Origin of the sequence: Paracoccus sanguinis, from assembly GCF_900106665.1 — a bacterium.
GTDB classification, from domain to species: Bacteria; Pseudomonadota; Alphaproteobacteria; order Rhodobacterales; family Rhodobacteraceae; genus Paracoccus; species Paracoccus panacisoli.
In genome coordinates this window covers 155,345-179,856 of record NZ_FNNA01000001.1, presented here as the reverse complement: position 1 = coordinate 179,856, position 24,512 = coordinate 155,345, and the positions used below count along the sequence as shown (strand labels likewise).

Annotated in this window: 24 protein-coding genes and 1 tRNA gene; 15 read left to right on the top strand and 10 right to left on the bottom strand. The window is 71.2% G+C overall.

The genetic code is table 11. The features are described from left to right. Positions 1–82: 82 nt before the first annotated feature. Complete coding sequence (gatB, locus tag BLW17_RS00875) at positions 83–1,597, top strand: Asp-tRNA(Asn)/Glu-tRNA(Gln) amidotransferase subunit GatB (protein ID WP_036736885.1); 1,515 nt, start codon at positions 83–85, stop codon at positions 1,595–1,597. A 52-nt stretch (positions 1,598–1,649) separates the two neighbouring features. Here the strand turns inward: gatB and BLW17_RS00870 are convergent, their stop codons facing one another. Then, positions 1,650–2,720: a calcium/sodium antiporter gene (locus BLW17_RS00870; protein ID WP_197055319.1), complete on the bottom strand. Its 1,071-nt coding sequence runs from the start codon at positions 2,718–2,720 to the stop codon at positions 1,650–1,652. A 100-nt stretch (positions 2,721–2,820) separates the two neighbouring features. On the opposite strand from BLW17_RS00870, the gene BLW17_RS18415 reads away from it, so the two are divergent. Continuing rightward, positions 2,821–3,453 carry a DUF4177 domain-containing protein gene (locus BLW17_RS18415; RefSeq protein ID WP_074825971.1) on the top strand — a complete coding sequence of 211 codons (633 nt, stop codon included), beginning with the start codon at positions 2,821–2,823 and terminating at the stop codon, positions 3,451–3,453. 75 nt (positions 3,454–3,528) lie between these two features. On the opposite strand, the gene BLW17_RS00860 is transcribed toward BLW17_RS18415, so the two are convergent. After that, entirely contained in the window at positions 3,529–3,729 is a 201-nt protein-coding gene (locus tag BLW17_RS00860) for a SlyX family protein (RefSeq protein ID WP_036702459.1), read from the bottom strand. Between the two features lie 47 nt (positions 3,730–3,776). Between BLW17_RS00860 and hisS the strand changes: the two genes are divergently transcribed. The 4 genes from hisS to BLW17_RS00840 all read left to right on the top strand — a co-directional run bounded on the left by hisS (position 3,777) and on the right by BLW17_RS00840 (position 7,437). Then, positions 3,777–5,255 carry a histidine--tRNA ligase gene (hisS, locus tag BLW17_RS00855; RefSeq protein ID WP_036736574.1) on the top strand — a complete coding sequence of 493 codons (1,479 nt, stop codon included), beginning with the start codon at positions 3,777–3,779 and terminating at the stop codon, positions 5,253–5,255. A 7-nt stretch (positions 5,256–5,262) separates the two neighbouring features. Further along, entirely contained in the window at positions 5,263–6,369 is a 1,107-nt protein-coding gene (locus BLW17_RS00850; protein WP_036736573.1) for an ATP phosphoribosyltransferase regulatory subunit, read from the top strand. Beyond that, positions 6,363–7,088: an ATP phosphoribosyltransferase gene (hisG, locus tag BLW17_RS00845; protein ID WP_036736571.1), complete on the top strand. Its 726-nt coding sequence runs from the start codon at positions 6,363–6,365 to the stop codon at positions 7,086–7,088. Before BLW17_RS00850 ends, hisG begins: the two co-directional genes overlap by 7 nt. 70 nt (positions 7,089–7,158) lie before the next feature. Next, entirely contained in the window at positions 7,159–7,437 is a 279-nt protein-coding gene (locus tag BLW17_RS00840; RefSeq protein ID WP_036712510.1) for a DUF2171 domain-containing protein, read from the top strand. Between the two features lie 237 nt (positions 7,438–7,674). Here BLW17_RS00840 and ftsY read toward each other — a convergent pair whose 3' ends face one another. Both ftsY and BLW17_RS00830 read right to left on the bottom strand, forming a co-directional pair. Continuing rightward, on the bottom strand, positions 7,675–8,817 hold the full coding sequence (ftsY, locus tag BLW17_RS00835; RefSeq protein WP_074825968.1) for a signal recognition particle-docking protein FtsY: 1,143 nt from the start codon (positions 8,815–8,817) through the stop codon (positions 7,675–7,677). Between the two features lie 155 nt (positions 8,818–8,972). After that, complete coding sequence (locus tag BLW17_RS00830; protein WP_036702449.1) at positions 8,973–9,902, bottom strand: class I fructose-bisphosphate aldolase; 930 nt, start codon at positions 9,900–9,902, stop codon at positions 8,973–8,975. Between the two features lie 241 nt (positions 9,903–10,143). Between BLW17_RS00830 and BLW17_RS17995 the strand changes: the two genes are divergently transcribed. Continuing rightward, positions 10,144–10,455 carry a hypothetical protein gene (locus tag BLW17_RS17995; RefSeq protein ID WP_052175067.1) on the top strand — a complete coding sequence of 104 codons (312 nt, stop codon included), beginning with the start codon at positions 10,144–10,146 and terminating at the stop codon, positions 10,453–10,455. Between the two features lie 72 nt (positions 10,456–10,527). On the opposite strand, the gene BLW17_RS00820 is transcribed toward BLW17_RS17995, so the two are convergent. Continuing rightward, complete coding sequence (locus tag BLW17_RS00820; RefSeq protein WP_036711005.1) at positions 10,528–11,730, bottom strand: phosphoglycerate kinase; 1,203 nt, start codon at positions 11,728–11,730, stop codon at positions 10,528–10,530. 192 nt (positions 11,731–11,922) lie between these two features. Between BLW17_RS00820 and BLW17_RS00815 the strand changes: the two genes are divergently transcribed. Then, a complete protein-coding gene (locus tag BLW17_RS00815) occupies positions 11,923–12,423 on the top strand; it encodes a peptidylprolyl isomerase (RefSeq protein WP_036711003.1) in 501 nt (166 codons plus the stop codon). Next, positions 12,416–13,012: a peptidylprolyl isomerase gene (locus BLW17_RS00810; RefSeq protein WP_036702440.1), complete on the top strand. Its 597-nt coding sequence runs from the start codon at positions 12,416–12,418 to the stop codon at positions 13,010–13,012. Before BLW17_RS00815 ends, BLW17_RS00810 begins: the two co-directional genes overlap by 8 nt. A 247-nt stretch (positions 13,013–13,259) precedes the next feature. Here the strand turns inward: BLW17_RS00810 and BLW17_RS00805 are convergent, their stop codons facing one another. Beyond that, on the bottom strand, positions 13,260–13,886 hold the full coding sequence (locus BLW17_RS00805; protein WP_036702439.1) for a J domain-containing protein: 627 nt from the start codon (positions 13,884–13,886) through the stop codon (positions 13,260–13,262). A 71-nt stretch (positions 13,887–13,957) separates the two neighbouring features. On the opposite strand from BLW17_RS00805, the gene BLW17_RS00800 reads away from it, so the two are divergent. The 4 genes from BLW17_RS00800 (at position 13,958) to BLW17_RS00785 (ending at position 17,366) form a co-directional block, all read left to right on the top strand. Beyond that, positions 13,958–14,218, top strand: coding sequence for a BolA family protein (locus tag BLW17_RS00800; RefSeq protein WP_036711000.1), 261 nt, complete (start codon positions 13,958–13,960; stop codon positions 14,216–14,218). 96 nt (positions 14,219–14,314) lie between these two features. Continuing rightward, positions 14,315–15,280, top strand: a complete 966-nt coding sequence (glpX, locus tag BLW17_RS00795) for a class II fructose-bisphosphatase (protein ID WP_036711010.1) — start codon at positions 14,315–14,317, stop codon at positions 15,278–15,280. Positions 15,281–15,402: 122 nt separating this feature from the next. Then, complete coding sequence (recJ, locus tag BLW17_RS00790; RefSeq protein WP_036732022.1) at positions 15,403–17,145, top strand: single-stranded-DNA-specific exonuclease RecJ; 1,743 nt, start codon at positions 15,403–15,405, stop codon at positions 17,143–17,145. A 146-nt stretch (positions 17,146–17,291) separates the two neighbouring features. Beyond that, positions 17,292–17,366, top strand: a tRNA-Glu gene (locus BLW17_RS00785). Here the strand turns inward: BLW17_RS00785 and BLW17_RS17555 are convergent. The 3 genes from BLW17_RS17555 to BLW17_RS00770 form a co-directional block, all read right to left on the bottom strand. Then, a complete protein-coding gene (locus BLW17_RS17555; RefSeq protein ID WP_139305879.1) occupies positions 17,354–17,764 on the bottom strand; it encodes a hypothetical protein in 411 nt (136 codons plus the stop codon). The genes BLW17_RS00785 and BLW17_RS17555 overlap by 13 nt on opposite strands. A gap of 237 nt (positions 17,765–18,001) precedes the next feature. After that, a complete protein-coding gene (locus BLW17_RS00775; RefSeq protein ID WP_036712627.1) occupies positions 18,002–18,745 on the bottom strand; it encodes a Bax inhibitor-1/YccA family protein in 744 nt (247 codons plus the stop codon). A gap of 133 nt (positions 18,746–18,878) precedes the next feature. Then, positions 18,879–19,859: an NADPH:quinone oxidoreductase family protein gene (locus BLW17_RS00770; protein WP_052176267.1), complete on the bottom strand. Its 981-nt coding sequence runs from the start codon at positions 19,857–19,859 to the stop codon at positions 18,879–18,881. A gap of 151 nt (positions 19,860–20,010) precedes the next feature. On the opposite strand from BLW17_RS00770, the gene BLW17_RS00765 reads away from it, so the two are divergent. Further along, entirely contained in the window at positions 20,011–20,382 is a 372-nt protein-coding gene (locus BLW17_RS00765; RefSeq protein WP_036702428.1) for a helix-turn-helix domain-containing protein, read from the top strand. A gap of 100 nt (positions 20,383–20,482) precedes the next feature. After that, entirely contained in the window at positions 20,483–21,304 is an 822-nt protein-coding gene (locus BLW17_RS00760; RefSeq protein ID WP_052176266.1) for an inositol monophosphatase family protein, read from the top strand. Between the two features lie 320 nt (positions 21,305–21,624). Here BLW17_RS00760 and gyrA read toward each other — a convergent pair whose 3' ends face one another. Then, positions 21,625–24,330, bottom strand: a complete 2,706-nt coding sequence (gene gyrA, locus BLW17_RS00755) for a DNA gyrase subunit A (protein WP_036732034.1) — start codon at positions 24,328–24,330, stop codon at positions 21,625–21,627. Positions 24,331–24,512 lie beyond the last annotated feature (182 nt).

Below are 24,512 nucleotides of genomic sequence, written 5' to 3'. Positions count from 1 at the left end.
GGCCCACCCCACCCCACCCGCGCCCTTGCCCCGCACCCGAGCGCGGCCTAGAACCGGCCGACACTCGAAAAGGACGCCCGCGATGCTCGACCATCTCGATTTCACCGCCCCCGCCCCCAAGGTCATCTCGGGCGCGAAGGGAGAGTGGGAGCTGGTCATCGGCCTCGAGGTCCACGCCCAGGTCGCCTCGAACGCCAAGCTCTTCTCGGGCGCCTCGACCGCCTTCGGGGCCGAGCCGAACAGCAACGTGGCCTTCGTCGATGCGGCCATGCCGGGGATGCTGCCGGTGATCAACGAATTCTGCGTGGCCCAGGCGGTCCGCACCGGGCTCGGGATCAAGGCCGCGATCAACCTGACCTCGGCCTTCGACCGCAAGAACTACTTCTACCCCGACCTGCCGCAGGGCTATCAGATCAGCCAGCTCTACCACCCCATCGTGGGCGAGGGTGAGGTGATCGTGGACATGGGCCCGGGGCTTGCCCGCCGCGTGCGGATCGAGCGCATCCACCTCGAACAGGACGCCGGCAAGTCGATCCACGACATGGACCCGGCGCTCAGCTTCGTCGACCTCAACCGCACCGGCGTCGCGCTGATGGAGATCGTCAGCCGCCCCGACATCCGCGGGCCCGAGGAGGCTGCGGCCTACGTCGCGAAACTCCGCCAGATCATGCGCTATCTCGGCACCTGCGACGGCAACATGCAGAACGGCAACCTGCGCGCCGACGTCAACGTCTCGGTCTGCAAGCCCGGCGATTACGAGCGCTATCAGGAGACCCAGGATTTCAGCCATCTGGGCACCCGCTGCGAGATCAAGAACATGAACTCGCTGCGCTTCATCCAGGCCGCCATCGAGTATGAGGCCCGCCGCCAGATCGCCATCCTCGAGGACGGCGGCGCGGTGGTGCAGGAGACCCGCCTCTACGACCCCGACAAGGGTGAGACGCGCTCGATGCGCTCCAAGGAAGAGGCGCACGATTACCGCTATTTCCCCGACCCCGACCTCCTGCCGCTCGAGATCGAGCAGGGCTGGGTGGACGCCATCGCGGCCTCGATGCCCGAACTGCCCGACGAGAAGAAGGCGCGCTTCGTGCAGGCGCTGGGCCTGTCGGAATACGACGCCGGCGTGCTGACCGCCGAGGTCGAGAACGCCGATTATTTCGAGGCCGTGGCACAGGGCCGCGACGGCAAGCAGGCGGCCAACTGGGTCATCAACGACCTGTTCGGGCGGCTGAAGAAGGAGGGGCTCGAGATCGGCGCCTCGCCCGTCTCGGCGGCGCAGCTCGGCGGCGTGCTCGACCTCATCGCCTCGGGCGAGATCTCGGGCAAGATGGCCAAGGACCTGTTCGAGATCGTCTGGACCGAGGGCGGCGACCCGGCCGAAATCGCCGCCGCGCGCGGCATGAAGCAGGTCACCGACCTCGGCGCGATCGAGGCCGCGGTGGACGAGATCATCGCCGCCAACCCCGCGCAGGTGGAAAAGGCCAAGGCGAATCCCAAGCTTGCCGGCTGGTTCACCGGCCAGGTGCTCAAGGCCTCGGGCGGCAAGGCCAACCCGGCCGCGGTCAACGAGCTGGTGGCGAAGAAGCTCGGGCTCTGAAGGCCGGGCGCTCGGCGGCGCGCGGGCGCACCGCGCTGCCGTCGGCCCCGCCTCAACGCGGCTGAGGCTTTGGCCGCAGCCAGATGGCCAGCGCGGTCAGGACGGTCAGCGGCATGACGAACAGCAGCATGGCCCGCGTATAGCCCTGCAGCCGGTGATAGTCCTCGGCGGCCAGCACCAGATAGCCCACGTAGAAGACGTAGTAGGCGAGGAAGACCGCCCCCTCCCACCGGGCGATCCGGCAGCCGGTCAGGAAGATCGGCAGACAGGCGACCGCCGCCCCCATCATCACCCAGGCGTCGAAGGCCATCACCGAGGGCGCGACCGTCAGCCCCGCCGGCCCCGCCACCAGCCCGGCGATCCCGAGGCAGCCGAGGATGTTGAACAGGTTGCTGCCGACCACGTTGCCCACCGCCATGTCGCGGTTGCCCTTCAGCGCCGCCGTCAGCGAGGTGGCGATCTCGGGCAGCGAGGTGCCCGCCGCCACGATGGTCAGCGCCACGACGAGGTCGCTCACCCCCAGCGCGCGGGCAAAGCTGACCGCGGCGCTGACCACGAGCTGCGCCCCGATCACCAGCCCGACCAGCCCGCCGAGGATCAGCCCGGCCTGCACCAGCCGCCCGCTCGCCCAGTCCTCGGCCGGGGCCGGCTCGTCGGCGGCGCTGCCCGCGCGCAGCGTTCGGCGCGACTGAATCACCACGAACGCCGTATAGGCCACGAGCAGCGCGAGCAGCAGCCCCGCCTCGCCCATCCCCAGCATCCGGTCGCGCAGCATCACCAGCAGCAGCCCGGTGACGCCGATCATGATCGGCACCTCCTGCCGGATCAGTTGCCGGTCCACGGCCAGCGGCATGATCAGCGCGCTCAAGCCGAGGATGAACAGCACGTTCAGGATGTTGCTGCCGATCACGTTGCCGATGGCGATGTCGGTCTGCCCGCCCGCCACCGCGCCGACCGAAACGGCGATCTCGGGCGCCGAGGTGCCGAAGGCCACCACCGTCAGCCCCACGACCAGCGGCGTCAGCCCCAACGAGATCGCCAGCCGCGAGGCGCCCTTGACCAGCAATTCGGCGCCCGCGACCAGCAGCGCCAGCCCGCCGACGAAACTCAGGATGTTCAGCATCGCTCGCCTCTCGCGCGCCGGTCCGCCCCGGCCGCGCCATCCCTCTCACCGGACGGGGCGCCGGTCAATCGGCGCGCCGCCTCTGGTCCGGCGGGCGCGGATGCCCTATCTCCGGTCCGACGACGGACAACCGGAGGCCAGCGTGCAGCAGCTCTACGAATACACCGTGATCCCCGCCCCGGCGCGGGGTGAAAAGGCCCGCGGCGCCCGCACCCCGGCCGAGCGCTTCAGCTTCGCGCTGCTGACCGAGATGAACCGCATGGCCGCGAACGGCTGGGAATACGTGCGCGCCGAGACGCTGCCCAGCGAAGAGCGCAGCGGGCTGACGAGCCGCAGCACGGTCTATCACAACGTGCTGGTGTTCCGCCGCGCGCTCGCCCCGGCCCGTCCCGCCGCACCCGCCCAGCCGGCGCCGGCCGCCACCGCGCCCTCGGACGCCGCCCCGGCGCGCCCGGCGGCCGCCCCCGTCGTCAGCACCCCGCGCCCCGCCGCGCCCGCGACGCCTGCGGCCGCACCGCCCGCCGACTGGCCCGACGCGGGCGCGGCCGAGGGCGTCGCCGCGGCCCAGCAGGTCGATGCCTACGACGAACCCGGCTTCGACCCCGCACCCGCCGAAACTCCCGCCGAGACCGACCCCGCGGCGCCCCCGCCCTTCACCCGCCGCCCGCCGCTCGCGGCCAGCACGCCGGAAGCGCTCACCGCCCCGCACCGCCTCGGCCCCGCGGAACGCTGACCCCTCGGGCTGGACCCAAATATCCCCGCCGGAGGCTCCCGCCGCCCGCCCCCCCCGCGCGGGCGGCTGGGCGGCTCACCAATGCGGCGGGCGCTGGTCGGCGAGCGGGATCGTCCCCTCCGCCGCCTCGCGGTCGGCCTCGCGCTCCATCAGCAGCCCGACCCGGCGCGACAGGCGCCTCAGCTCGGCATCCTGCCGCGTGACGACGTCCGACAGCTCCTCGACCGCCCGCGTCAGATGCGCGATCCGCTCTTCCAGCGTCTGAAACTTGTCCATCCCGGCCCCTTCCGCTAAGCGGTCCCGGCATCTCACGGATCAGACCGATGGCCAAGGACAAACCCCGCCGCCCGCGCGCCGAGCCGCCCAAGGGCTTCCGCGACAGCTTCGGCGCCGACGTGACCGAGCGCAACCTCATGCTCGAGCGCATCGCCGCCGTCTATCGCCTGCACGGCTTCGACGCGCTCGAGACCTCGGCCGTCGAGACGGTCGAGGCCCTGGGCAAGTTCCTGCCCGACGTGGACCGCCCCAACGCGGGCGTCTTCGCGTGGCAAGAGGAACAGGTCCCCGGCGGCGGCTCGGGCGACTGGCTGGCGCTGCGCTACGACCTGACGGCGCCGCTCGCGCGCGTCGCGGCGCAGTTCCGCAACGACCTGCCCTCGCCCTATCGCCGCTACGCGATGGGCCCGGTCTGGCGCAACGAAAAGCCGGGGCCGGGCCGCTTCCGCCAGTTCTATCAATGCGACGCCGACACCGTGGGTGCCGCGTCGGTCGCCGCGGATGCCGAGATCATCGCCATGCTGGCCGACGCGCTCGAGGCCGCGGGCATCCCGCGCGGCGACTATCTGGTGCGCGTCAACGACCGCAAGGTGCTGAACGGCGTGCTCGAGGCCGCGGCGGTCGCCCCCGAACAGGCCGCCGACGTGCTGCGCCAGGTGGACAAGTTCGACAAGGTCGGCGCCGAGGGCGTCCGCGCGCTCTTGACCCAGGGCCGCACCGACGAGAGCGGCGCCCGCATCGACGGCGTGGGCCTGACCGAGGCGCAGACCGCCCCCATCCTCGCCTTCCTCACCGCCCGCGCCGCCACCAACGAGGCGACGCTCGCCAACCTCACGGCCGCCGTCGGCGGCTCGACCGTCGGCGCCGAGGGCGTCGCCGAGCTGACAGAGATCGCGGCGCTGCTGGCCGCGACCGGCCTCGGCCCCGACCGCGTGGTCATCGACCCCTCGGTGGTCCGCGGCCTCGGCTACTACACCGGCCCGGTGTTCGAGGCCGAGCTGACATTCGAGATCCTCGACGACAAGGGCCGCCCGCGCCAGTTCGGCAGCGTCGCCGGGGGCGGGCGCTACGACGACCTGGTCGAGCGCTTCACCGGGCAGAAGGTGCCCGCCACGGGCGTCTCGATCGGCGTCGACCGCCTGCTCGCGGCGCTCAGGGCCCGCAACCCGGCCGAGACGACCGCCCGCGGGCCGGTCGTGGTCACGGTCATGGACCGCGACCGCATGGCCGAATATCAGGCGATGGCGGCCGAACTGCGGGCCGCGGGCATCCGCGCCGAGGTCTATCTCGGCAACCCCAAGAACTTCGGCAACCAGCTCAAATACGCCGACAAGCGCGCCGCCCCGGTCGCGGTGATCGCGGGCGCCGATGAGGCCGCGCGCGGCGTGGTGCAGGTCAAAGACCTCATCCTCGGCGCGAAGATTGCCGCGCAAGCCTCTGTCGAGGAATGGAAATCCCAGCCCGCGCAGGTCGAGGTCCCGCGCGCCGACCTGGTCGAGACCGTGCGCGGCATCCTCGCCCGCTGAGCCGCAGATGACCCGCCCGCTCGCCCCCCGCACCGCCGCGCAGGCCCACGGCCGCCGCATTCTCGAGGCCTTCCGGGCCGCCGGCGCGACCGAGGTCGCCCCCGACATCCTGCTGCCGGCCGAAACCCTGCTCGACCTCTACGGCGAGGACATCCGCGCCCGCGCCTATGTCACCACCGACCCGGTGCGGGGCGAGGTCATGCTGCGCCCCGATTTCACCGTTCCGGTGGTGCAGATGCACATGGCGGGTGGCGCCGACCCGGCCCGCTACTGCTACCTGGGCGAGGTCTTCCGCAAGCAGGACCAGGGCGACACCCGCCCCGAGACGCCGCGCGACAACGAATACCTGCAGGCCGGGTTCGAGCTCTTCAGCCGCGAGCCGCAGGCCGATGCCGAGGTCTTCGCGCTCTTCCACGGCATCCTCGCGCCGCTTGGGCTCGACGCCACGATGGGCGACATGGACCTGCTGCTCGACGCGGTGGACGGGCTGCCGCTGCCCGACGACCGCCGCGCGGCGCTGCGCCACCACATCTGGCGCCCGCGCCGCTTCGAATCGCTGCTCGAGCGTTTCTCGCACCCGGTCCCGCCGCGGCATTTCGCCGTGAACGGCGCGCCCTGGACGGGCGAGCGCACCCGCGCCGAGATGCATGACCGGATCGCCCGGCTGGAACGCGGCGCCGTCAGCCCGGCGCTGCCGGCGATCTGGCGCGAGCGGCTGCACCGGCTCTTCACCATCGCCGGCCCCGCGCCGGTGGCGCTGGCGGAACTGCGGGTGCTCGCCGACCACATCCCCGCCATCGCCGAAGCGGTCGAGCGTCTCGCCGGCCGCCTCGACGCGCTCGCCGCCCGCGGCATCGACCCCGAGACGGTGCGCTTCGACGCGAGCCACGGGCGGCGGACGATGGAGTATTACGACGGCATGACCTTTTCCTTCACCGCCCCCGCCCATCCCGACTGGCCCCCGGTCGCCTCGGGCGGGCGCTACGACGCGCTGACCGCGGTGCTGGGGCAGGGGTCCGGGAACGGGAGCGGAGGCGGGAGCGGGAGCGGGAGCGGGGCCATCCCCGCCGTCGGCGGCATCATCCGCCCCGCGCTGGTGGCCGCGCTATGCTGACCCCGGCCCCCACCCAGACCCTCAAGCTCGGCGTCCCCTCCAAGGGTCGGCTGATGGAACAGACCTTCGACTGGTTCGCCGCCCGCGGCCTGCGCATGACCCGCAGCGGCGCCGACCGCGAATACGCGGGCCAGGTCGAGGGGGTGGACGGCCTGTCGCTCGTCCTTCTCTCGGCCGGCGAGATCCCGCGCGAACTCGCCGCCGGCCGCATCCAGCTTGGCGTCACCGGCTCGGATCTGGTGCGCGAGAAACTCGCCGGCTGGCGCTCGGACGTGACCGAGATCGCGCCGATGGGCTTCGGCCACGCCGATCTGGTGATCGCAGTCCCGGCCTGCTGGCGGGATTGCGAGACGCTGGACGACCTCGCCGCCATCGCCCGCGACTTCCGCGCCGCCCACGGCCACCGCCTGCGGATCGCCACCAAGTATCACCGGCTGGTGCGCGCGTTCCTCTCGGCGCACGAGGTCGCCGACTACCAGCTCGTCGACAGCCAGGGCGCGACCGAGGGCACGGTGGCGAACCTCACGGCCGAGGCCATCGCCGACATCACCTCGTCGGGCGAGACGCTGCGGGCGAACAACCTCAAGATCCTCGACGGGGCGCTGATCCACCCCAGCCAGGCCACGCTGTTCGCCGCCCGCAGCGCGGTCGAGCGGCCCGACCTGCGCGCCCTGCTGACCCGGCTGGGCCTGCGGGCCCCGGGCGTCGAGACGGTCTGAACCGAAGGGCGGCAGACGGCGTTGCCCTCGGGTCCGGGGCACCCATGCCCCCATCCGAGGAGACAGACCCATGGCAGACGCAAGCCAGATCAAGGACGACATGGAGATCGTGGGCGCCGACGGCGTGCACGTCGGCGTGGTCGACCACATGGACGGCGACCGCATCAAGATGAAGCGCAAGGACGAGGCGCACGGGGTGAAGATGGAGCACCATCACTACATCCCGATGGGCAACGTCGCCTCGGTCGACGGCGGCAAGGTCTGGCTGTCGGCCGACGCCGCCAACGCCCGCCAGCTGCTCGAGGAAGAGGACGGCTCGCCCGTCGACCACGGCGACGCGGCCCGCTGATTTAGCGCCCTATGCCCGATCCGGCCCGCCGCCCCCGCGCGGCGGGCTTTTTCATGCGCGGCGCGGGGTGAAGGCGAAATCGTTCGCATGAACTGTGCATGAACATCGCACGAACGTTGCAGGAACCCTGCACGCCCCGTGCATCGCCATTTCCGGCAAAACCCGGCCTGCGCCGGTTCTACGCCGGGCGCGTTCATCCGCCGCGCCGCTGACGGGTGTTGCGCGAACGTTGCGCCGCTACAGCCCGACCAGCGCGCGGGCGAACTCGTCCGGCTCGAAGGCGTCGAGGTCGTCGATCTGCTCGCCCACCCCGATCGCATGGATCGGCAGCCCGAACCGATCGGCGAGCGCCACCAGCACGCCTCCGCGCGCCGTCCCGTCCAGCTTGGTCATCACCAGACCCGAGACGTCGGCGAGCTTGCGGAACGTCTCGACCTGGCTCAACGCGTTCTGGCCCGTCGTCGCGTCCAGCACCAGCAGGGTGTTGTGCGGCGCCGACGGGTCGCGCTTGCGGATCACCCGGACGATCTTGGCCAGCTCCTCCATCAGGTCGGCGCGGTTCTGCAGCCGCCCGGCGGTGTCGATCAGCAGAAGGTCCGCGCCCTCCGCCTCGGCCCGCGCCATCGCGTCATAGGCGAGGCTCGCCGGGTCCGACCCTTGCGCCGCGACCATCACCGGCACGCCCGCGCGCTGGCCCCAGACCTGCAACTGCTCGACTGCCGCGGCCCGGAAGGTGTCGCCCGCCGCGATCACCACCGACTTGCCGGCGGCCTTGAACTGGCTCGCGAGCTTGCCGATCGTCGTGGTCTTGCCCGAGCCGTTGACGCCCACCACCAGCACCACCTGCGGCTTCTTGGTGTAAAGCGGCAGCGGCCGCGCGACCGGGGTCATGATCCGGGTGACCTCGTCGGCAAGCGCCTGCTTCAGTTCGGTCGCGCTGATCTTCCGCCCCATCCGCCCCTCGGCGATGTTGGCGGTGACGCGCAGCGTGGTCTCGGTCCCCATGTCGGCGGCGATGAGCATGTCCTCGAGATCCTCGAGCATCGCGTCGTCCAGCTCACGCCGCGGCTCGGCCGGGGCGCCGCCGCCGAACAGCCGGCCCATCAGGCCGGGCTGCGAGGCGGGTTGCGGCGCGGCCGGGCGAGGCGCCGGGGGCGTCTGCGGGGCGGGCTGCGGCGCGGGCGTCGGGGATTGCGGGGCGGGGGCAGGGGCAGGAGGCTGCGGGGCGGGCGTAGGCTGAGAGGTCGGCGCAGGCTCCGGCGCAGGGCGCGGCGCAGCCGCTGCCGCGTCCGTCCCCTGGCCGATCAGGTCATCCAGCCCCGTCCCGATCTTCGAGGACGACTTGGTCAGACGCTCGCGCAGCTTGGAAAAGAACGACATGGCCGGCCCCCGTGACTTTGCGCTCTCCCTAAAGCACGCGGCGCGGAAAGGGAAACCCCGCGCCGGTCAGGCCGACGCCTCGGCCCGATCCAACGCCGGAAACGAAAACGGGCGGCGCCGCAGCGCCGCCCGTCCACTCCTCAACCTGAAACGGATCAGGCCTTGCCGAGGTAGATGTCCACCAGCTTGCCGAGCATCGCCAGCGCATCCTCGCGCGAGCGCTGGAAGCTGTTGCGGCCGATGATCGAGCCGTTGCCGCCGCCGTCGCGGATGGCGATGGCGTCCTCGTAGACCGCGTCCGACCCCTTGGCCGCACCGCCCGAGAACACCACGATCCGGCGCCCGCCGAAGGCCGCCTGCATGCAGTGCTCGACGCGCTTGGCCTGGGTCGAGATGTCGATCCCCTGATCCTCATAAACCTTCTTGGCGTCCTTGTTCTCGAGGTGGTCGGTCGAGAGCTTGATCTTGATGATGTGCGCGCCCAAGAGCGCCGCGATCTGCGCGGCATAGGCCGCGATGTCGATGGCGGTCTCGCCGTCCTTGGTGATCGCCTCGCCGCGCGGATAGGACCAGATCACCGTCGGGATGCCGACCGAGGCCGCCTCGGCGCGCATCTCCGAGATCTCCTCGAACATGTCGAGCGCCATGTCAGAGCCCGGATAGATGGTGAAGCCGATCGCGGCGCAGCCCAGCCGCAGCGCGTCCTGCACCGTCGCCGTCACCGCCTGGTTCTTGCCCGCGGTGTCCGACATCAGCGAGTTGGCCGAGTTGCACTTGAGGATCGTCGGGATTTGGCCCGCGAAGCTGTCGGCGCCGGCCTCGATCATGCCCAGCGGCGCGGCATAGGCGTTCAGCCCCGCGTCGATGGCGAGCTGGTAGTGGTAGTGGGGATCGTAGCCGAGCGGGTTCTTGGCGAAGCTGCGCGCCGGGCCGTGCTCGAAGCCCTGGTCGACGGGCAGGATGATCATCTTGCCGGTGCCGGCCAGCTTGCCCGTCATCAGCATCCGGGCCAGATTGCCCTTCACGCCCGGGTTCTCGCCCTCATAGTTGGCGAGGATCTTCTTGACGGTGTCGGTCATCTGCATCGGAGGCGCTCCACGGTTCACGGATCAGGTTGGCGACCCCTTAGCAGACCGCCGGGCGAGGGAAAGGCCGGTTGCGCTAACGGCTACGGTGGGGCGTCAGCCGCGCGGGGAGAGGGGGCGGCGCGGCGGCCCCCCCTGCCGGAACCCTGCCGCGCCCGCGGGGGTTCTGGTTCCACACCGGGTGCGCACCGCCACCCGCACCGCCCGACACCCCACCGCCCTTCCGCAGCGAGGTAGCCCCATGTCCCACAACGAAAACACGCCTGAGCGCAGCGCTCGCCGCCACAGCCCGGCGCTGATCGCCATCGTCGCGGCGCTGCTGCTGGCCGGCATCGCGGCGCTGGTGTTCGGCTGGATGAACGGCCGTCCCGAGCCGGTGGGCGAGCACGCCCCGGCCTCGGATGCGGTCAGCACCACGACGCAGGGCGCGACCCCCGCGGCGACCGACGCGGCGGTGCCGGCGGCCCCGGCGACCACCACGCCGCCCGCCACCACGACGCCGCCCGCGACGACCACCGGACCGGCGGCGACCACCCCGGCCGCGAGCAACTGACCTACACCCCGCGATGTGGAAAGGGGCGGCCCGGCGGGCCGCCCCTTCGTCATGTCTATGCGACGCCGTGCGTCAGCGCTTGGAATCGATCAGCGCCGCGACGCCGGGCAGGTCCTTGCCCTCCATCCATTCGAGGAAGGCGCCGCCCGCCGTCGAGATGAAGGTGAAGTCCTGCGCCACGCCCGCCTTGTTCAGCGCCGCCACCGTGTCGCCTCCGCCGGCGACCGAGACGAGCTTGCCCTCGCGCGTCAGCTCTGCCGCGGCCTGGGCTGCGGCGTTGGTGGCCGCGTCGAACGGCCGGATCTCGAAGGCGCCGAGCGGGCCGTTCCAGATCAGCGTGCGCGCGGCGGCAAAGACGCCGCGGATCGCCTCGACCGTCTGCGGGCCGGCGTCGACGATCATCGCGTCGGGCGGGCAGGCCTCGGCCGGGACCAGCTCGTGCGGCGCATCCTCGCGGAACTCACGCGCCACCACCACGTCGACGGGCAGGTGGATCTGGCAGCCGGTCTCGGCGGCCTTGGTCAGGATGTCGCGGGCGGTGTCGGCCATGTCCGGCTCGGCCAGCGACTTGCCGATCTCGACCCCCTTGGCCAGCAGGAAGGTGTTGGCCATGCCGCCGCCGATGATCAGGTGATCGACCTTCTCGACGAGATTGCCGAGCAGCTCGAGCTTGGTCGAGACCTTGGCCCCGCCGACCACCGCCGCCACCGGCCGCTCGGGCTCACCCAGTGCTGCGTTGAGGGCATTCAGCTCGGCCTCCATCAGCAGGCCCGCGCCGGCGGGCAGCAGCCGCGCCACGCCCTCGGTCGAGCTGTGGGCGCGGTGGGCGGCCGAGAAGGCGTCGTTCACATAGACCTGCCCCAGCGCGGCGAGCGAGGCGCTGAAGGTCGGGTCGTTCGCCTCTTCCCCCGGATAGAAGCGGGTGTTCTCGAGCAGCAGGACGTTGCCCGGCTGCAGTGCGGCGACCGCGCGCTTGGCGTCGCCGCCGATGGCGTGCTCGGCGAAGGCCACCGGCTGGCCCAACGCCGCCTCGAGCGCCGGCAGGACCTGGCGCAGGCTCATCGCCTCGACCGGCTGGCCCTTGGGACGGCCGAAATGGGCCATCAGCACCGGAATGCCGCCCTTGGCCTGGATGGCCTTGATGGTCGGCACGATCTTCTCGATGCGGGTGGCGTCGGTCACGCGCCCGTCCTCGACCGGGACGTTCACGTCCACGCGGGTCAGGACCACCTTGCCGTCGAGGTCCAGGTCGTCGATGGTGTGGAAACGGGGCATGGTCTCTTACTCCTCGCGGGCGCGGTGCTGGCGCCTTGTCCGACAGCTTCACGGTCGCGTCAACTCATCGTCAACCCCGCGGCGGCCGGGCGGCATGGACCCGCAGCCGTCCGTCGGGCGTTGCGGGGGCACGGTTCGCGGCCTAGACCGGCCGCCGGACACCGATCCCGGACCAACGACGAGGAGACCCCGATGGCGGACATCAAGGACCCCGAAAACACCATCATCATCGAGCTGAAGGACGGCCCGGTGGTGATCGAGCTGCTGCCCGAGGTGGCGCCCAAGCACAGCGCGCGGATGAAAGAGCTGGCCCGCGCCGGCAAGTATGACGGGGTCGCGTTCCACCGCGTGATCGACGGCTTCATGGCCCAGACCGGCGACGTCGAGCATGGCCGCGAGGGCGGCGATGCGCGGCGCGCCGGCACCGGCGGGTCGGACCTGCCGGACCTGCCGGCCGAGTTCTCGAAGCTGCCGCATTCGCGCGGCACGCTGGGGGCGGCGCGGTCGTCGAACCCGAACAGCGCCAACAGCCAGTTCTTCATCAACTTCAAGGACAACGACTTCCTGAACGGGCAGTACACGGTCTACGGCCGCGTCGTCTCGGGGATGGAGTTCGTGGACAAGATCACCCGGGGCGAGCCGCCGGCGAACCCCGACCGGATGATCTCGGTCAAGGTGGCTGCCGATGCGTAAGCTGTTCCTGTCCTCCGCCCTGATCCTCGCCGCCGGCGTGGCCCAGGCCCAGGTCGCGGCCCCCAAGGCCACCGACGGCCCCGGCCCGAACATGGTGATCGAGGTCGCCGACGCGGCCGGCCAGCCCAAGGGCAAGATCGTGCTCGACCTCTATGCCGACAAGGCGCCCAACCATGTCGAGCGGCTGACCACGCTCGCCCAGCAGGGCAAGTATGACGGGGTGGTGTTCCACCGCGTCATCGACGGCTTCATGGCCCAGACCGGCGACGTCCAGCACGGCCGCCACGACGGCGACACGAGCCAGGCCGGCATGGGCGGGTCCGACCTGCCCGACCTCAAGGCCGAGTTCAGTGACGTGACGTTCGGCGCGGGCACCGTCGGGATGGCCCGCTCGGCCGACCCGGACAGCGCCAACAGCCAGTTCTTCATCGACCTCGCGCCGGCCAACTTCCTCGACGGGCAGTACACCGTTGTGGGGCAGCTGATCGAGGGCTGGGACGTGCTCAACGCGATCAAGAAGGGCGATCAGGCGGCGAACGGCGCGGTCGAGAAGCCCGACTACATGAGCAAGGTGACCATCGCGCCGTAAGGCGGGTGCGTTAAATGCTGATGGCCCGCCGGATCGGCGGGCCATCGACTTTTGGGGGCGTGTCGTTGCGCACTCTTTTGTTACTCGGTCGCTCGGTCCTTGCTCGGTCAGTGAGGATTTGGACCGCGGACGAATAGCACGCACACCTAGCGCGTGGCTTTTCCCATGAGGGCGCTCCACAGCTCGAGCGTCGCGCGGCTCAGCGACAACCCCGTTACGGCATCGGCAAATCACGCCCCCGCCCGCTTCACTCCTTGAAGCTGCGGCTGTCCTTGAGCTGGTCCCAGGCCCAGACGACCTCTTGCAGACGGTCCTCGTCCGAGCGGTCGCCACCGTTCATGTCGGGGTGAAGATCCTTCACCAGCGATTTGTATTGCTTGCGGATTTCCGCGCGGGTCCAGCTGTCGCGGGCGTCGAGGATCTCGAGCGCGCGGCGCTCGGTCGGGGGCAGCTTGCGGGTGGCGCGGCTGCGCGCCTCGGGGTTGGTGCCGTTGGCGCCGAGGATTTCGAGCGGGTCGTTGACGCCGTGCCGCGCCCACGCCTGTTCCTGCGTCGCGCGGCCGAAGGGGCGGGTCGGACGCTCCCACACCGTGGCGTTGTCCAGAAACTCCTGGAACTCGGCCTCGGACTGGCCCTGGAAATAGTTCCAGTTGGCGTTGTACTCGCGCACGTGGTCCTTGCAGAACCAGAAGTAGTCGTCGAGCTGCTTGGGCGACTTGGGCGCCCGGTACTGCCCCGGTTCGGAACAGCCGACCTTGTCGCAGCGCCGGGTCGACGTCTCGAACGCACCGGACATCCCGCGCCGGCCCTTGGCGCGGCGCTTCTTGTCCGACGCGGCGGACATATCGAAACCGAACGGGTCGCTGTTGGTCATGGGGCCCTGCTTTTCGACTCGGGACCGGGAGTGTAGGGCATTTGAACCCGAGGGAAAGAGGAACCGGCCCCATGACGCGAGAGATTGCCGACGAGATGCGCGAAAGGCTGGCCACGCTGGCGCCCACCCGGCTCGAGGTCATCGACGAGAGCCACCAGCACCACGGCCACGCCGGCTGGCGCGAGGGCGGCCAGACCCACTGGCGCATCCGCATGAGCGCCCCGGCGCTGGCCGGGCTGAGCCGCGTCGAGCAGCACCGGCTGGTGAACCGCACGCTGGGCGACATCGTCCCGCGGATCCACGCGCTGGCGCTCGAGCTGTCGGCCGACTGAGCGGCGCCACCCCCGCACGCCCCGTGTTAGCGCCCCCAGTCTTGCCGCCGCGGGGGGGCGGGCGTAACAGCGGCCAAACCCGCAGGAGACCTGATGATGACCGCGCCCAAGGATTTCAACGACCGGATGCTCTCGCTGGGCCTCGCCCGGGTGAGCGAGGCGGCAGCCCATGCCTCGGCGCGCCTCATCGGCCGCGGCGATGAAAAGGCTGCCGACCAGGCCGCGGTCAACGCCATGCGCGAGCAGCTCAACATGCTCGACATCAAGGGCGTCGTGGTGATCGGCGAGGGCGAGCGCGACGAGGCGCCGATGCTCTATATCGGCGAGGAGGTCGGGACCGGCACCGGCCCCGAGGTGGACATCGCGCTCGACCCGCTCGAGGGGACGACGCTGACCGCCAAGGACATGCCGAACGCGCTGACCGTGATCGCCATGGCGCCGCGCGGCACGCTGCTGCACGCGCCCGACGTCTACATGGACAAGCTGGCGGTGGGGCCGGGCTACGCGCAGGACGTCGTCAGCCTCGACATGACGCCGACCGAGCGGGTGCACGCGCTGGCCAAGGCCGGCGGGGTCAAGCCCGAGGACATCACCGTCTGCATCCTCGAGCGTCCGCGCCATGAAGAGATGATCGCCGAGGTCCGCGCCACCGGCGCCGCGATCCGGCTGATCACCGACGGCGATGTGGCCGGCGTCATGCACGTGGCCGAGCCCGAGAAGACCGGCATCGACATGTACATGGGCTCGGGCGGGGCACCCGAGGGGGTGCTCGCGGCCTCGGCGCTCAAGTGCATGGGCGGGCAGATGTGGGGCCGGCTCTTGTTTCGCAACGACGACGAGCGGGGCCGCGCCGCCAAGGCCGGGATCACCGACCTGAACCGGATCTATTCGCGCGACGAGATGGTGACGGCGGACGTGATCTTCTCGGCCACCGGCGTCACCAACGGCTCGATCGTGCAGGGGCTGCGGCGCGAGCCGCAGTTCATCGAGACCGAGACGATTCTCATGCGCTCGAAGACCGGGTCGGTGCGGCGGGTGTTCTACCGCAACCCGATCCGCTGACCTGACCCGGCGGCGCGGCCCCGGCTGCGCCGCCGATGGGTGTTCGGGCCGGAAAGACGCCGGCCCGTGGCGCGTTGCCCGAGGGGGTTGCCTAAGGCGGCCGCCTTGGCGACAAGCGCGCCATGACCGCATTCCTGAACGTCGAGGCGTCGCTGACCGGCCGCCGCTGGGCCGGCCCCGATCCCGCCGAAGAGCGTCTGGCCGAGGGGCTGGCGCAAGCCGCCGCCCTGCCGCTGCCGGTGGCCCGCATCCTCGCCGCGCGCGGTGTCGCGCCCGAGGCGGCGGGCGGCTATCTCGAACCCAAGCTGCGCGACCTGCTGCCCGACCCGCTGTCCTTGCGCGACATGGGCGTGGCGGCCGAGCGCCTGGTGGCGGCGGCGGTGGGCGGCGAGCGGATCGCGGTCTTTGCCGATTACGACGTCGACGGCGGCGCCTCGGCGGCGCTGATTCTCGCCTGGCTGCGCGCCCAGGGGCGGGACGCGACGCTCTACATCCCCGACCGGATCGACGAGGGCTACGGCCCGAACGCCCCCGCCATCGCGGCGCTGGGGGCGGCCCATGACCTGATCGTCTGCGTCGACTGCGGGACGCTGAGCCACGAGGCGCTCGCCGCCGCAGGGCGGGCCGAGGTCATCGTCCTCGACCACCACCAGGGCGGCGAGACGCTGCCCCCGGCGCTGGCCGTCGTGAACCCCAACCGGGCCGACGAGGACGGCAGCCTCGGCCATCTCTGCGCCGCGGGGGTGGTGTTCCTGACGCTGGTGCAGGCGAACCGCGGCCTGCGGGCGCGGGGGCTGGCCGAGCCCGCGCTGATCCCGCTGCTCGATCTGGTGGCGCTGGCGACGGTGGCCGACGTGGCGCCGCTCATCGGGGTGAACCGCGCCTTCGTGCGGCAGGGCCTCGCCATCATGGCCCGGCGCGAGCGGCCCGGGCTGGTGGCGCTGGCCGATGCCGCGCGGCTCGACGGGCCGCCCTCGGCCTTCCACCTCGGCTTCCTGCTCGGGCCGCGGATCAACGCGGGCGGCCGGGTCGGTCGCGCCGACCTCGGCGCGCTGTGCCTGAGCTGCGGCGACCCGTCTGAGGCCGCGCGGCTCGCCGCCGAGCTCGACGCGCTGAACCAGGACCGCCGCGCGATCGAGGCCGGGGTGCGGGCCGAGGCCGTGGCGCAGGCCGAGGCGCGCGGCGACGCGAGCCTCGCCTGGGCGGCCGGCGCGGGCTGGCATCCGGGCGTCGTCGGCATCGTCGCCGCCCGGCTGAAAGAGGCGAGCGGCCTGCCCTCGGTTGTGATCGGCGTGGCGGGCGGGGTGGGGAAGGGCTCGGCCCGCTCGGTCCCCGGCGTCGACATCGGCCGCGCGGTGCAGCGGCTGGCCGCGGAAGGGCTGATCGAGAAGGGCGGCGGGCACGCGATGGCCGCCGGACTGACGGTGGCCGAGGCGGCGATTCCCGCAGCGATGGCGCGGCTGTCCGAGCTGCTGGCCCCGGCGCTCGCGGGGCGGGCCGAGGCCGGGCGGCTGCGGATCTCGGGGCTGCTCGACCCGGCCTTCGCCACCGTCGATCTGCTCGAAGCGCTGGACCGCGCCGGGCCGTTCGGGGCGGCGGCGCCGGCGCCGCGGTTTGCGCTGGCCGACGTGATCCTCGAGCGGGTCGAGACGATGGGCGACGGCCACCTGCGCCTGCGCGCCCGCAGCCCCGGCGCGCCGGCGCTCGACGCGGTTGGCTGGGGGGCGATGCAGGGCCCGCTGGGCCCCGCGCTGCTCGGCGCGCACGGGCGGCGGTTTCACCTGGCCGGGCGGCTCGACCTGTCGGTCTGGGGCGGGCGGCGGCGGGTGCGGCTGCGTCTGGACGACGCCGCGCCGGCGGCCTGAGGCGCGGGGCAGGGCGGCCCGCCCCCCGGGCGGGGCGGGGCCGAGAGGAAAGATCGCCGAGGGGATCATTTTCTGCTTGCGGCCCCCGGCAGGGTCGCCTAAACACCGCTCCACGCCGCGCAGCAGACGCTGAGAGGCGCCACGGTGGCCCGTTCGTCTATCGGTTAGGACGTCAGGTTTTCAACCTGAAAAGAGGGGTTCGACTCCCCTACGGGCTGCCACTTTTCCCAAAGATTTCAGACACACGGCTGACGTTGCTGGAGCGGCGATGACTGAGCCTTTCGGACTTCCGCCCGAGTTCTTTGCCCGGCTTGGGTACTACGTCGTCGTGGCCGGCCATATCGAGCATACGCTTCACGAAATGCTGCCCGGCTTCCAATCGCGTCTCTTCATCCAAGAGGAGATCAAGGCGCGAAAGAGCAGGAAGACCTTGCTTCGCGCTGTAAGGGCGATGACCAAAGACCTGCCCGCTGACTTGGCTGCTGACGTGTCCATCTTCTGCCACCGCGTGGAAGAGCGGGTCGATTACCGGAACCGGGCGGTCCACGGGGCGTGGTTCAAAGTCGAGGGTCGGTCGGAGATGATGAACCTTCATTTCGTCAAGGACGAGGCGGGTCACCTGCATCCTGCGCCGATGCCGATCACGAGCAGATCGAGGCGGCCATCGAGGAAATCGAGGCGATGCTGGTGACCGCTTTCGCGCTCCGGGACTGGATCGGCCCTCTCAGGGCCCAGCAGGGTGAGCCAGCCTGACCAGTGACCGCTGGCTCCCGCCGCTGGCTCCTCAGGCCTCTCCAAGGCCCAAACGAAAAGGGCCGGCGTTTCCGCCGGCCCCCGTCAACTCAGTGCCTGAGGATCACTCCTGCTGGCCCATGAAGCTCAGCAGGAAGGTGAAGAGGTTCAGGAAGTCCAGGTACAGCGTCAGCGCACCCATGATCGCCGACTTGCCGATGAAGTCGCTGTTGGACGCGGCAAGCTCAAGGTAGGTGTTCTTGATCCGCTGGGTGTCATAGGCGGTCAGGCCCGCGAAGATCAGCACGCCGATGGTCGAGATCGCGAACGCGACCGCGCCCGAGCCGACGAAGATGTTGACGATCATCGCGATGATTAGGCCAACGAGACCGATGATCAGGAACCGCCCCATCGCCGTCAGGTCGCGCTTGGTCGTGTAGCCATAGAGCGACAGCGCCGCGAACCCGCCCGCGGTGGCGAGGAACGTCGTCACGATCGACGCATCGGTGTAGCGCAGGAAGATCGAGCTGAGCGAGGCGCCCATCGCCGCGGCGAAGGCATAGAACATCAGCGTGGCGCCCTGCGTGGACAGCCGGTTCAGCGCCGCGCCGAACGCGAACACCATCAGGAGGGGCAGGAACATGATCACCCAGCGCACCGGCGACTGGTAGATCACCCGCCCGAACTCGGTCCAGGCGCCCGGGCCGCCGGCCATTTCGGCGAAGCCCCAGGCGACAGCCGCGCTGACCGCCATGCCGGCCGTCATCAGGCTGTAGACCTTGTTCATGTAGGCCCGCAGGCCTTCGTCATAGACCGCAGCACGGGGGGCCGTCGTGGCCGGGCGGCGGATCGTGTTGTAGTCTGCCATCGTCGTTCCTTGATCGAGTAAGCTCTGCAGCCCGCGCCAAGGCGGACTGTCCCGGAAATATCGTGGCCGCACCGCGGGTTTTCAACCGCCGGGCGGCGAAAAACGGCCCCCTTCGGCGTGCCGCGGGGGGGCGTCACGCCCGGCCCGGCTCGGGCGCGATGGAGAGCACGACCTTGCCCACCGCGCCGCGGCCGCGCAGCAGCGCGTAGCCGGCGGCGGCCTCCTCGAGCGGCAGGACGGTGCCGGTGGTCGGGCGCAGGCGACCCGCGGCATAAAGCGCGAAGGCCGCGTCGAGGCTGGCGCGCAGGGCGGCGGGATCGGTGATGCGGTAGCCGCCCCAGTAGAAGCCGATGATCGAGATGTTCTTGACCAGCGCATGGTTGAGCGGCAGCGCGGGCGGTCGCCCGCCGGCAAAGCCGATCAGCAGGTGCCGCCCGCCCGGACGCAGCGCCCGGAACGCCGCCAGCCCCGGCGCGTCGCCCACGGCGTCATAGACGATGTCCACCCCGCCGAGCGCCTTGAGCGTCGCGGTCAGGTCCTCGACCTCGGCGCTGTCGATCAGCTCGGTCGCCCCTGCGCGTGCGGCGGCCTCCAGCTTGTCGGCGCCGCGCGCGATGGCGATCACGCGGGCGCCCGAGACGGCGGCGATCTCGACCGCCGTCAATCCAACCCCGCCGCCGGCGCCCAGCACTGCGACCGTCTCGCCCGCCGCCAGCCGGCCCGGCCCGGTCAGGGCGAGGTGGCTGGTGCCGTAGGCGACCTGAAAGCCGGCCGCGTCCTCCATCGGCATGGCGTCGGGGATGGGGGTGCAGCGGTCGGCCGCGAACAGGCCCCGATCGGCGAGCGTGCCGTGCGCGCTGACCGCCACCCGCGTGCCGGGGGCAAGGGTGACGCCCGGACCCGCCGCCTCGACCACGCCCGCGCCCTCGAGCCCGGCGGTGAAGGGCACCGGCGGGGTGTCCTGATAGCGCCCCTCGGCCATCAGCAGGTCGGCAAAGTTCAGCGCCGCTGCATGCAGCCGCACGGCGACCTCGCCCGGTCCCGGCACGGGGCGCGCCGCGCCCGCCCCTGTCACCAGCGTCGGGCCCTCGCCCGTGGCGTTGATTCGGATCATCCGGTCCATGTCATTCCCCCTCGTCGCGACGCCCCTGGGTCAGGCCCGCCGGACCTGTCTTTTTAGGCAGAGGTCCCTGTTTGTCATGCGATTATTCTCGCAGATTGCGTTTCGCAGCGTTATTTCCCGTATCACTTGCACGAGGTTCCCGATGAAACACGTTGTCGATGTGCACGTCGGCCAGAGGATCCGGCATCGCCGCTGGACGATCGGCATGACTCAGCAGCAACTCGCCGATTCTGTCGGCATCAAGTTCCAGCAGATCCAGAAATACGAGACCGGCATGAACCGCGTCTCGGCCTCGCGGCTGTGGGACATCGCCAAGGCGATGGACGTGCCCGTGGCCTTCTTCTTCGAGGGGTTGGACGGCGCGTCGCCGGCCGAGTTCGACCTGATCTCGGACAAGGAGGCGCTGCAGCTGATCCGCGCCTATTACAGCATCCCCGAGGCGCAGCGCCGGCAGATCTTCGAGCTGGCCCGGGTGCTGTCGGTCAGCGCCAACCCGACCTCGCTGTCGGCCTGACGGCCACGGACACGGCGGCGGCGGCGGCGCCGGGTGGCGCGGGGGCGGGCGGTCGGCTAAGCCTCGCGGCTGAACCGACCCTGCCCGGAAGGCTGCGCCGATGACCGATCCCGACCGACTGCGCCGCGCGCCCGACGCCGATCTGGCCCGCGCGCTGCGCGAGACCGCCGCCGCCATGGCCGACGCCGCACGGGCCGAGACCCTTCGGCTCTTCCGCAGCCCGGCGCTCGCCCCCGACAACAAGCTGGCCACGGGGTTCGACCCGGTGACCGAGGCCGACCGCGCCTCGGAGCGCGCGATGCGCGCGATCCTCGCCGCGCGGCGGCCCGACGACGCCATCGTGGGCGAGGAGTACGGGCCGACCCCCGGTACCAGCGGCCTGACCTGGGTGCTCGACCCCATCGATGGCACCCGCGCCTATCTCTGCGGCGCGCCGAGCTGGGGGGTGCTCATCGGGGTGACCGATGCGAAGGGGCCGATTTACGGGATCATCGACCAGCCCTGGACGGGCGAGCGGTTCGAGGGGGGCCTCGGGACCGCCGCCATCGCCTCGCCGCACGGGCTCGCGTCGCTCGGGGTGCGGCGCGGCGTGGCGCTGGCGCAGGCGACGCTGATGACGACCTTCCCCGAGGTCGGCACGCCCGAGGATGGCGCCGCCTTCCGCCGGGTGGCAGGGGCGGTGCGGCTGACGCGATACGGGCTCGACTGCTATGCTTACGGGCTGCTGGCGCTCGGCTGCGTCGATCTGGTGATCGAGGCGGGGCTGCAGCCCTATGACATCGTGGCGCCCATCGCGGTGGTCGAGGCCGCGGGCGGGATCGTCACCGACTGGCAGGGCGGCCCCGCCCACCACGGCGGCCGGGTGATCGCCGCCGCCACGCCCGAGCTGCACGCCGCTGCGCTGGAACTGCTGGCGGGGTGAGCTCACGGCTTAGCGGCAGGTGCTTATGGGGTCGCCTGGGGCCGTCATGGGGGATCGGGCGACCTTACCGCTCCGCCTCTAGACGCTGGCCGCCTTGTGAGGAGCGCAACGGAGCCGTTGACCACATTAGCTCACGGACACCACCGGCTGCCTTGGCGTGATCCTACGGCCGGCGAACGTGGTCGCTTGTCAGCGCTTGGCGGTGCCGGCCGCGTGCCCCGTGTCGTCGCCCTGATCCGCCAAGGCACCGTCGACCAAGCACGCTCACCATGCGGCAGTGGCTACGTTCTAGCCCCAAGCCCGCCCGAGAGCTCCCCGCATCAGCCCTCGGTGCTACCCGCCTCGTCCTCGGCCTCGTCGCCCTGATCGGCCACCCGGGCGACCGAGACGACGGTTTCCGATCCCGCGGTGTTGAACACCCGCACCCCGCCCGCGGTGCGCGAGCGGAAGCTGATGCCGTCCACCGGCACCCGGATCGACTGGCCGGTCGAGGTCGCCAGCATGATCTGGTCGCCCGGCTCGACCGGGAAGCTCGCCACCAGGTCGCCGCCGCGCATCGCGCGGTCCATCGCCATCACGCCCTGGCCGCCGCGGCCGCGCAGCGGGTAGCCGTGGCTCGAGCTGATCTTGCCCGCCCCCTGCGCCGTCACCGTCAGGATCAGATCCTCGGCGGCCGACATCTCGGCATAGCGCTCCTGCGTGATCGCGCCCTCGGTCGCGCCTTCGGCGGCCTCGTCATCCTCGTCCGCCTCGGCCCCGTCATCGAGCGCGCCGGCCACAGCTCGGCGCATCTTGAGGTAGGCCGCGCGCTCGGCCGGGTCGGCCTCGAAGTGGCGGATCACCGACATCGACACCACCCGGTCGCCCTCGGCCAGCCGGATGCCGCGCACGCCGGTCGAGCCGCGGGACTGGAACACCCGCACGTCGGTCGCGGCAAAGCGGATCGCCCGGCCCTTGGCCGTCACCAGCATCACGTCGTCGCCGTCGGTCGCCATGCGGACGCCGATCAGGCTCACGCCCTCGGGCAGCTTCATGGCGATCTTGCCGTTGCGCATGATGTTGGTGAAATCCGACAGCGCGTTACGCCGCACCTCGCCGCCGTCGGTGGCGAAGATCACCTGATAGTCGTCCCATTCGGCCTCGGGCGCGTCCATCGGCAGCAGCGCCGCGATCGAGGTGCCGCCGTCGATCGGCAGGATGTTGACCAGCGCCTTGCCGCGCGCGGTCCGCCCGCCCAAGGGCAGCCGCCACGTCTTGAGCCGGTACACCATCCCGTCGGTGGTGAAGAACAGAAGTTCGGTGTGGGTGTTGGCAACGAACAGCGTCGTCACCACGTCGTCTTCCTTGGTGGCCATCGACGACAGCCCCTTGCCGCCGCGCCGCTGGCTGCGGAACTCGGACAGGGGGGTGCGCTTGATGTAGCCGCCCGAGGTGATGGTCACGACCATGTCCTCGCGCTCGATCAGGTCCTCGTCGTCCAGATCGCCCGCCCAGTCCACGATCTCGGTCCGGCGCGGCACGGCGAACAGCGTCTTGGCCTCGGTCAGCTCGGCCGAGATGATCTCCATGATCCGGGCGCGACTGGCGAGAATGGCGAGGTAGTCGCGGATCGCGTCGGCCAGCGCCTTCAGCTCGTCCGTCACCTCCTGCACGCCGAGCTGGGTCAGGCGTTGCAGGCGCAGCTCGAGGATCGCCTTGGCCTGCGTCTCGGACAGGTTGTAGGTGCCGTCCTCGTTCACGGGGTGCAGCGGGTCGTCGATCAGCCTGAGGTATTCGAGGATGTCGTGCGCCGGCCAGCGCCGCTCCATCAGCCGGTCGCGGGCCTCGGCCGCATCCTTCGAGGCGCGGATCGTCGCCACCACCTCGTCCACGTTCGACACCGCCACGGCCAGACCGCAGAGGATGTGGCTGCGCTCGCGCGCCTTGCGCAGCTCGAACGCGGTGCGGCGGGCCACCACCTCTTCGCGGAAGGCGATGAAGTGGGTCAGGAAGTCCCGCAGGGTCAGTTGTTCGGGCCGGCCGCCGTTCAGTGCCAGCATGTTGGCCCCGAACGAGGTCTGCATGGGGGTGAAGCGGTAGAGCTGGTTCAGCACCACCTCGGCCGTCGCGTCGCGCTTGAGCTCGATGACGACGCGCACGCCGTGGCGGTCGGATTCGTCCTGGACGTGGGCAATGCCCTCGACCTTCTTTTCCTTGGCCAGCTCGGCGATGCGCTCGATCAGCGTGGCCTTGTTGACCTGATAGGGCACGTCGTCCAGCACGATGGCCTCGCGGCCGGCGCGCAGCGTCTCGACCCGGGTGCGGGCGCGCACCACGATCGAGCCGCGCCCCTCGAGATAGGCCTTGCGGACGCCCGAGCGGCCGAGAACCATCCCGCCGGTCGGGAAGTCGGGGCCGGGCACGATCTCGAGCAGCCGTTCGGTCGGCAGGTCCGGGTTCTCGATCAGCGCCAGCGTGGCGTCGACGATCTCGCCCAGGTTATGGGGCGGGATGTTGGTCGCCATGCCGACGGCGATGCCGCCGGCGCCGTTGACGAGCATGTTGGGGAACCGCGCCGGCAGCACGGTCGGCTCGCGGTCCTTGCCGTCGTAGTTGTCCTGGAACTCGACCGTGTCCTTGTCGATGTCCATGAGCAGCCAGTTGGCGGCCTTGGCCATGCGCACCTCGGTATAGCGCATCGCCGCGGCCGCATCGCCGTCCATCGAGCCGAAGTTGCCCTGCCCGTCCAGCAGCGGCAGCGACATCGAGAAGTCCTGCGCCATCCTGACGAGCGCGTCATAGATCGCGCTGTCGCCGTGCGGGTGGTATTTCCCCATCACGTCGCCCACGGGCCGCGCCGACTTGCGATAGGGCTTGTCGTGGGTGTTCCCGGTCTCGTCCATCGCGAAGAGGATGCGGCGGTGAACCGGCTTCAGCCCGTCGCGCAGGTCCGGGATCGCCCGGCTGACGATGACCGACATCGCGTAGTCGAGATAGGACGAGCGCATCTCTTCGGCGATGTCGATGGTCGGCCCGTCATGGGGCATGACGAGCGCCCCGGCCCCCCCGGACGCGGCATCCTCGCCGCCCGCGTCGGTCGCGGCGTCGGTCTGGTCCTCGGGGGGCAGGTCTTCGGGCAGGTCTTCGGGGGTGTCGGCCACGGGTGCGCCTTCGATATGTTGTTGATGTGCGGTCTATCACCCACCGCCGCTAGGTTCAACAAACCCGG

Coding starts and splice junctions, on each gene's coding strand:
- gatB (WP_036736885.1), top strand. CDS start 83: ATGCTCGACCATCTCGATTTCACCGCCCCCGCCCCCAAGGTCATCTCG.
- BLW17_RS00870 (WP_197055319.1), bottom strand. CDS start 2,720: ATGCTGAACATCCTGAGTTTCGTCGGCGGGCTGGCGCTGCTGGTCGCG.
- BLW17_RS18415 (WP_074825971.1), top strand. CDS start 2,821: ATGCCCTATCTCCGGTCCGACGACGGACAACCGGAGGCCAGCGTGCAG.
- BLW17_RS00860 (WP_036702459.1), bottom strand. CDS start 3,729: ATGGACAAGTTTCAGACGCTGGAAGAGCGGATCGCGCATCTGACGCGG.
- hisS (WP_036736574.1), top strand. CDS start 3,777: ATGGCCAAGGACAAACCCCGCCGCCCGCGCGCCGAGCCGCCCAAGGGC.
- BLW17_RS00850 (WP_036736573.1), top strand. CDS start 5,263: ATGACCCGCCCGCTCGCCCCCCGCACCGCCGCGCAGGCCCACGGCCGC.
- hisG (WP_036736571.1), top strand. CDS start 6,363: ATGCTGACCCCGGCCCCCACCCAGACCCTCAAGCTCGGCGTCCCCTCC.
- BLW17_RS00840 (WP_036712510.1), top strand. CDS start 7,159: ATGGCAGACGCAAGCCAGATCAAGGACGACATGGAGATCGTGGGCGCC.
- ftsY (WP_074825968.1), bottom strand. CDS start 8,817: ATGTCGTTCTTTTCCAAGCTGCGCGAGCGTCTGACCAAGTCGTCCTCG.
- BLW17_RS00830 (WP_036702449.1), bottom strand. CDS start 9,902: ATGCAGATGACCGACACCGTCAAGAAGATCCTCGCCAACTATGAGGGC.
- BLW17_RS17995 (WP_052175067.1), top strand. CDS start 10,144: ATGTCCCACAACGAAAACACGCCTGAGCGCAGCGCTCGCCGCCACAGC.
- BLW17_RS00820 (WP_036711005.1), bottom strand. CDS start 11,730: ATGCCCCGTTTCCACACCATCGACGACCTGGACCTCGACGGCAAGGTG.
- BLW17_RS00815 (WP_036711003.1), top strand. CDS start 11,923: ATGGCGGACATCAAGGACCCCGAAAACACCATCATCATCGAGCTGAAG.
- BLW17_RS00810 (WP_036702440.1), top strand. CDS start 12,416: ATGCGTAAGCTGTTCCTGTCCTCCGCCCTGATCCTCGCCGCCGGCGTG.
- BLW17_RS00805 (WP_036702439.1), bottom strand. CDS start 13,886: ATGACCAACAGCGACCCGTTCGGTTTCGATATGTCCGCCGCGTCGGAC.
- BLW17_RS00800 (WP_036711000.1), top strand. CDS start 13,958: ATGACGCGAGAGATTGCCGACGAGATGCGCGAAAGGCTGGCCACGCTG.
- glpX (WP_036711010.1), top strand. CDS start 14,315: ATGACCGCGCCCAAGGATTTCAACGACCGGATGCTCTCGCTGGGCCTC.
- recJ (WP_036732022.1), top strand. CDS start 15,403: ATGACCGCATTCCTGAACGTCGAGGCGTCGCTGACCGGCCGCCGCTGG.
- BLW17_RS00775 (WP_036712627.1), bottom strand. CDS start 18,745: ATGGCAGACTACAACACGATCCGCCGCCCGGCCACGACGGCCCCCCGT.
- BLW17_RS00770 (WP_052176267.1), bottom strand. CDS start 19,859: ATGATCCGAATCAACGCCACGGGCGAGGGCCCGACGCTGGTGACAGGG.
- BLW17_RS00765 (WP_036702428.1), top strand. CDS start 20,011: ATGAAACACGTTGTCGATGTGCACGTCGGCCAGAGGATCCGGCATCGC.
- BLW17_RS00760 (WP_052176266.1), top strand. CDS start 20,483: ATGACCGATCCCGACCGACTGCGCCGCGCGCCCGACGCCGATCTGGCC.
- gyrA (WP_036732034.1), bottom strand. CDS start 24,330: ATGCCCCATGACGGGCCGACCATCGACATCGCCGAAGAGATGCGCTCG.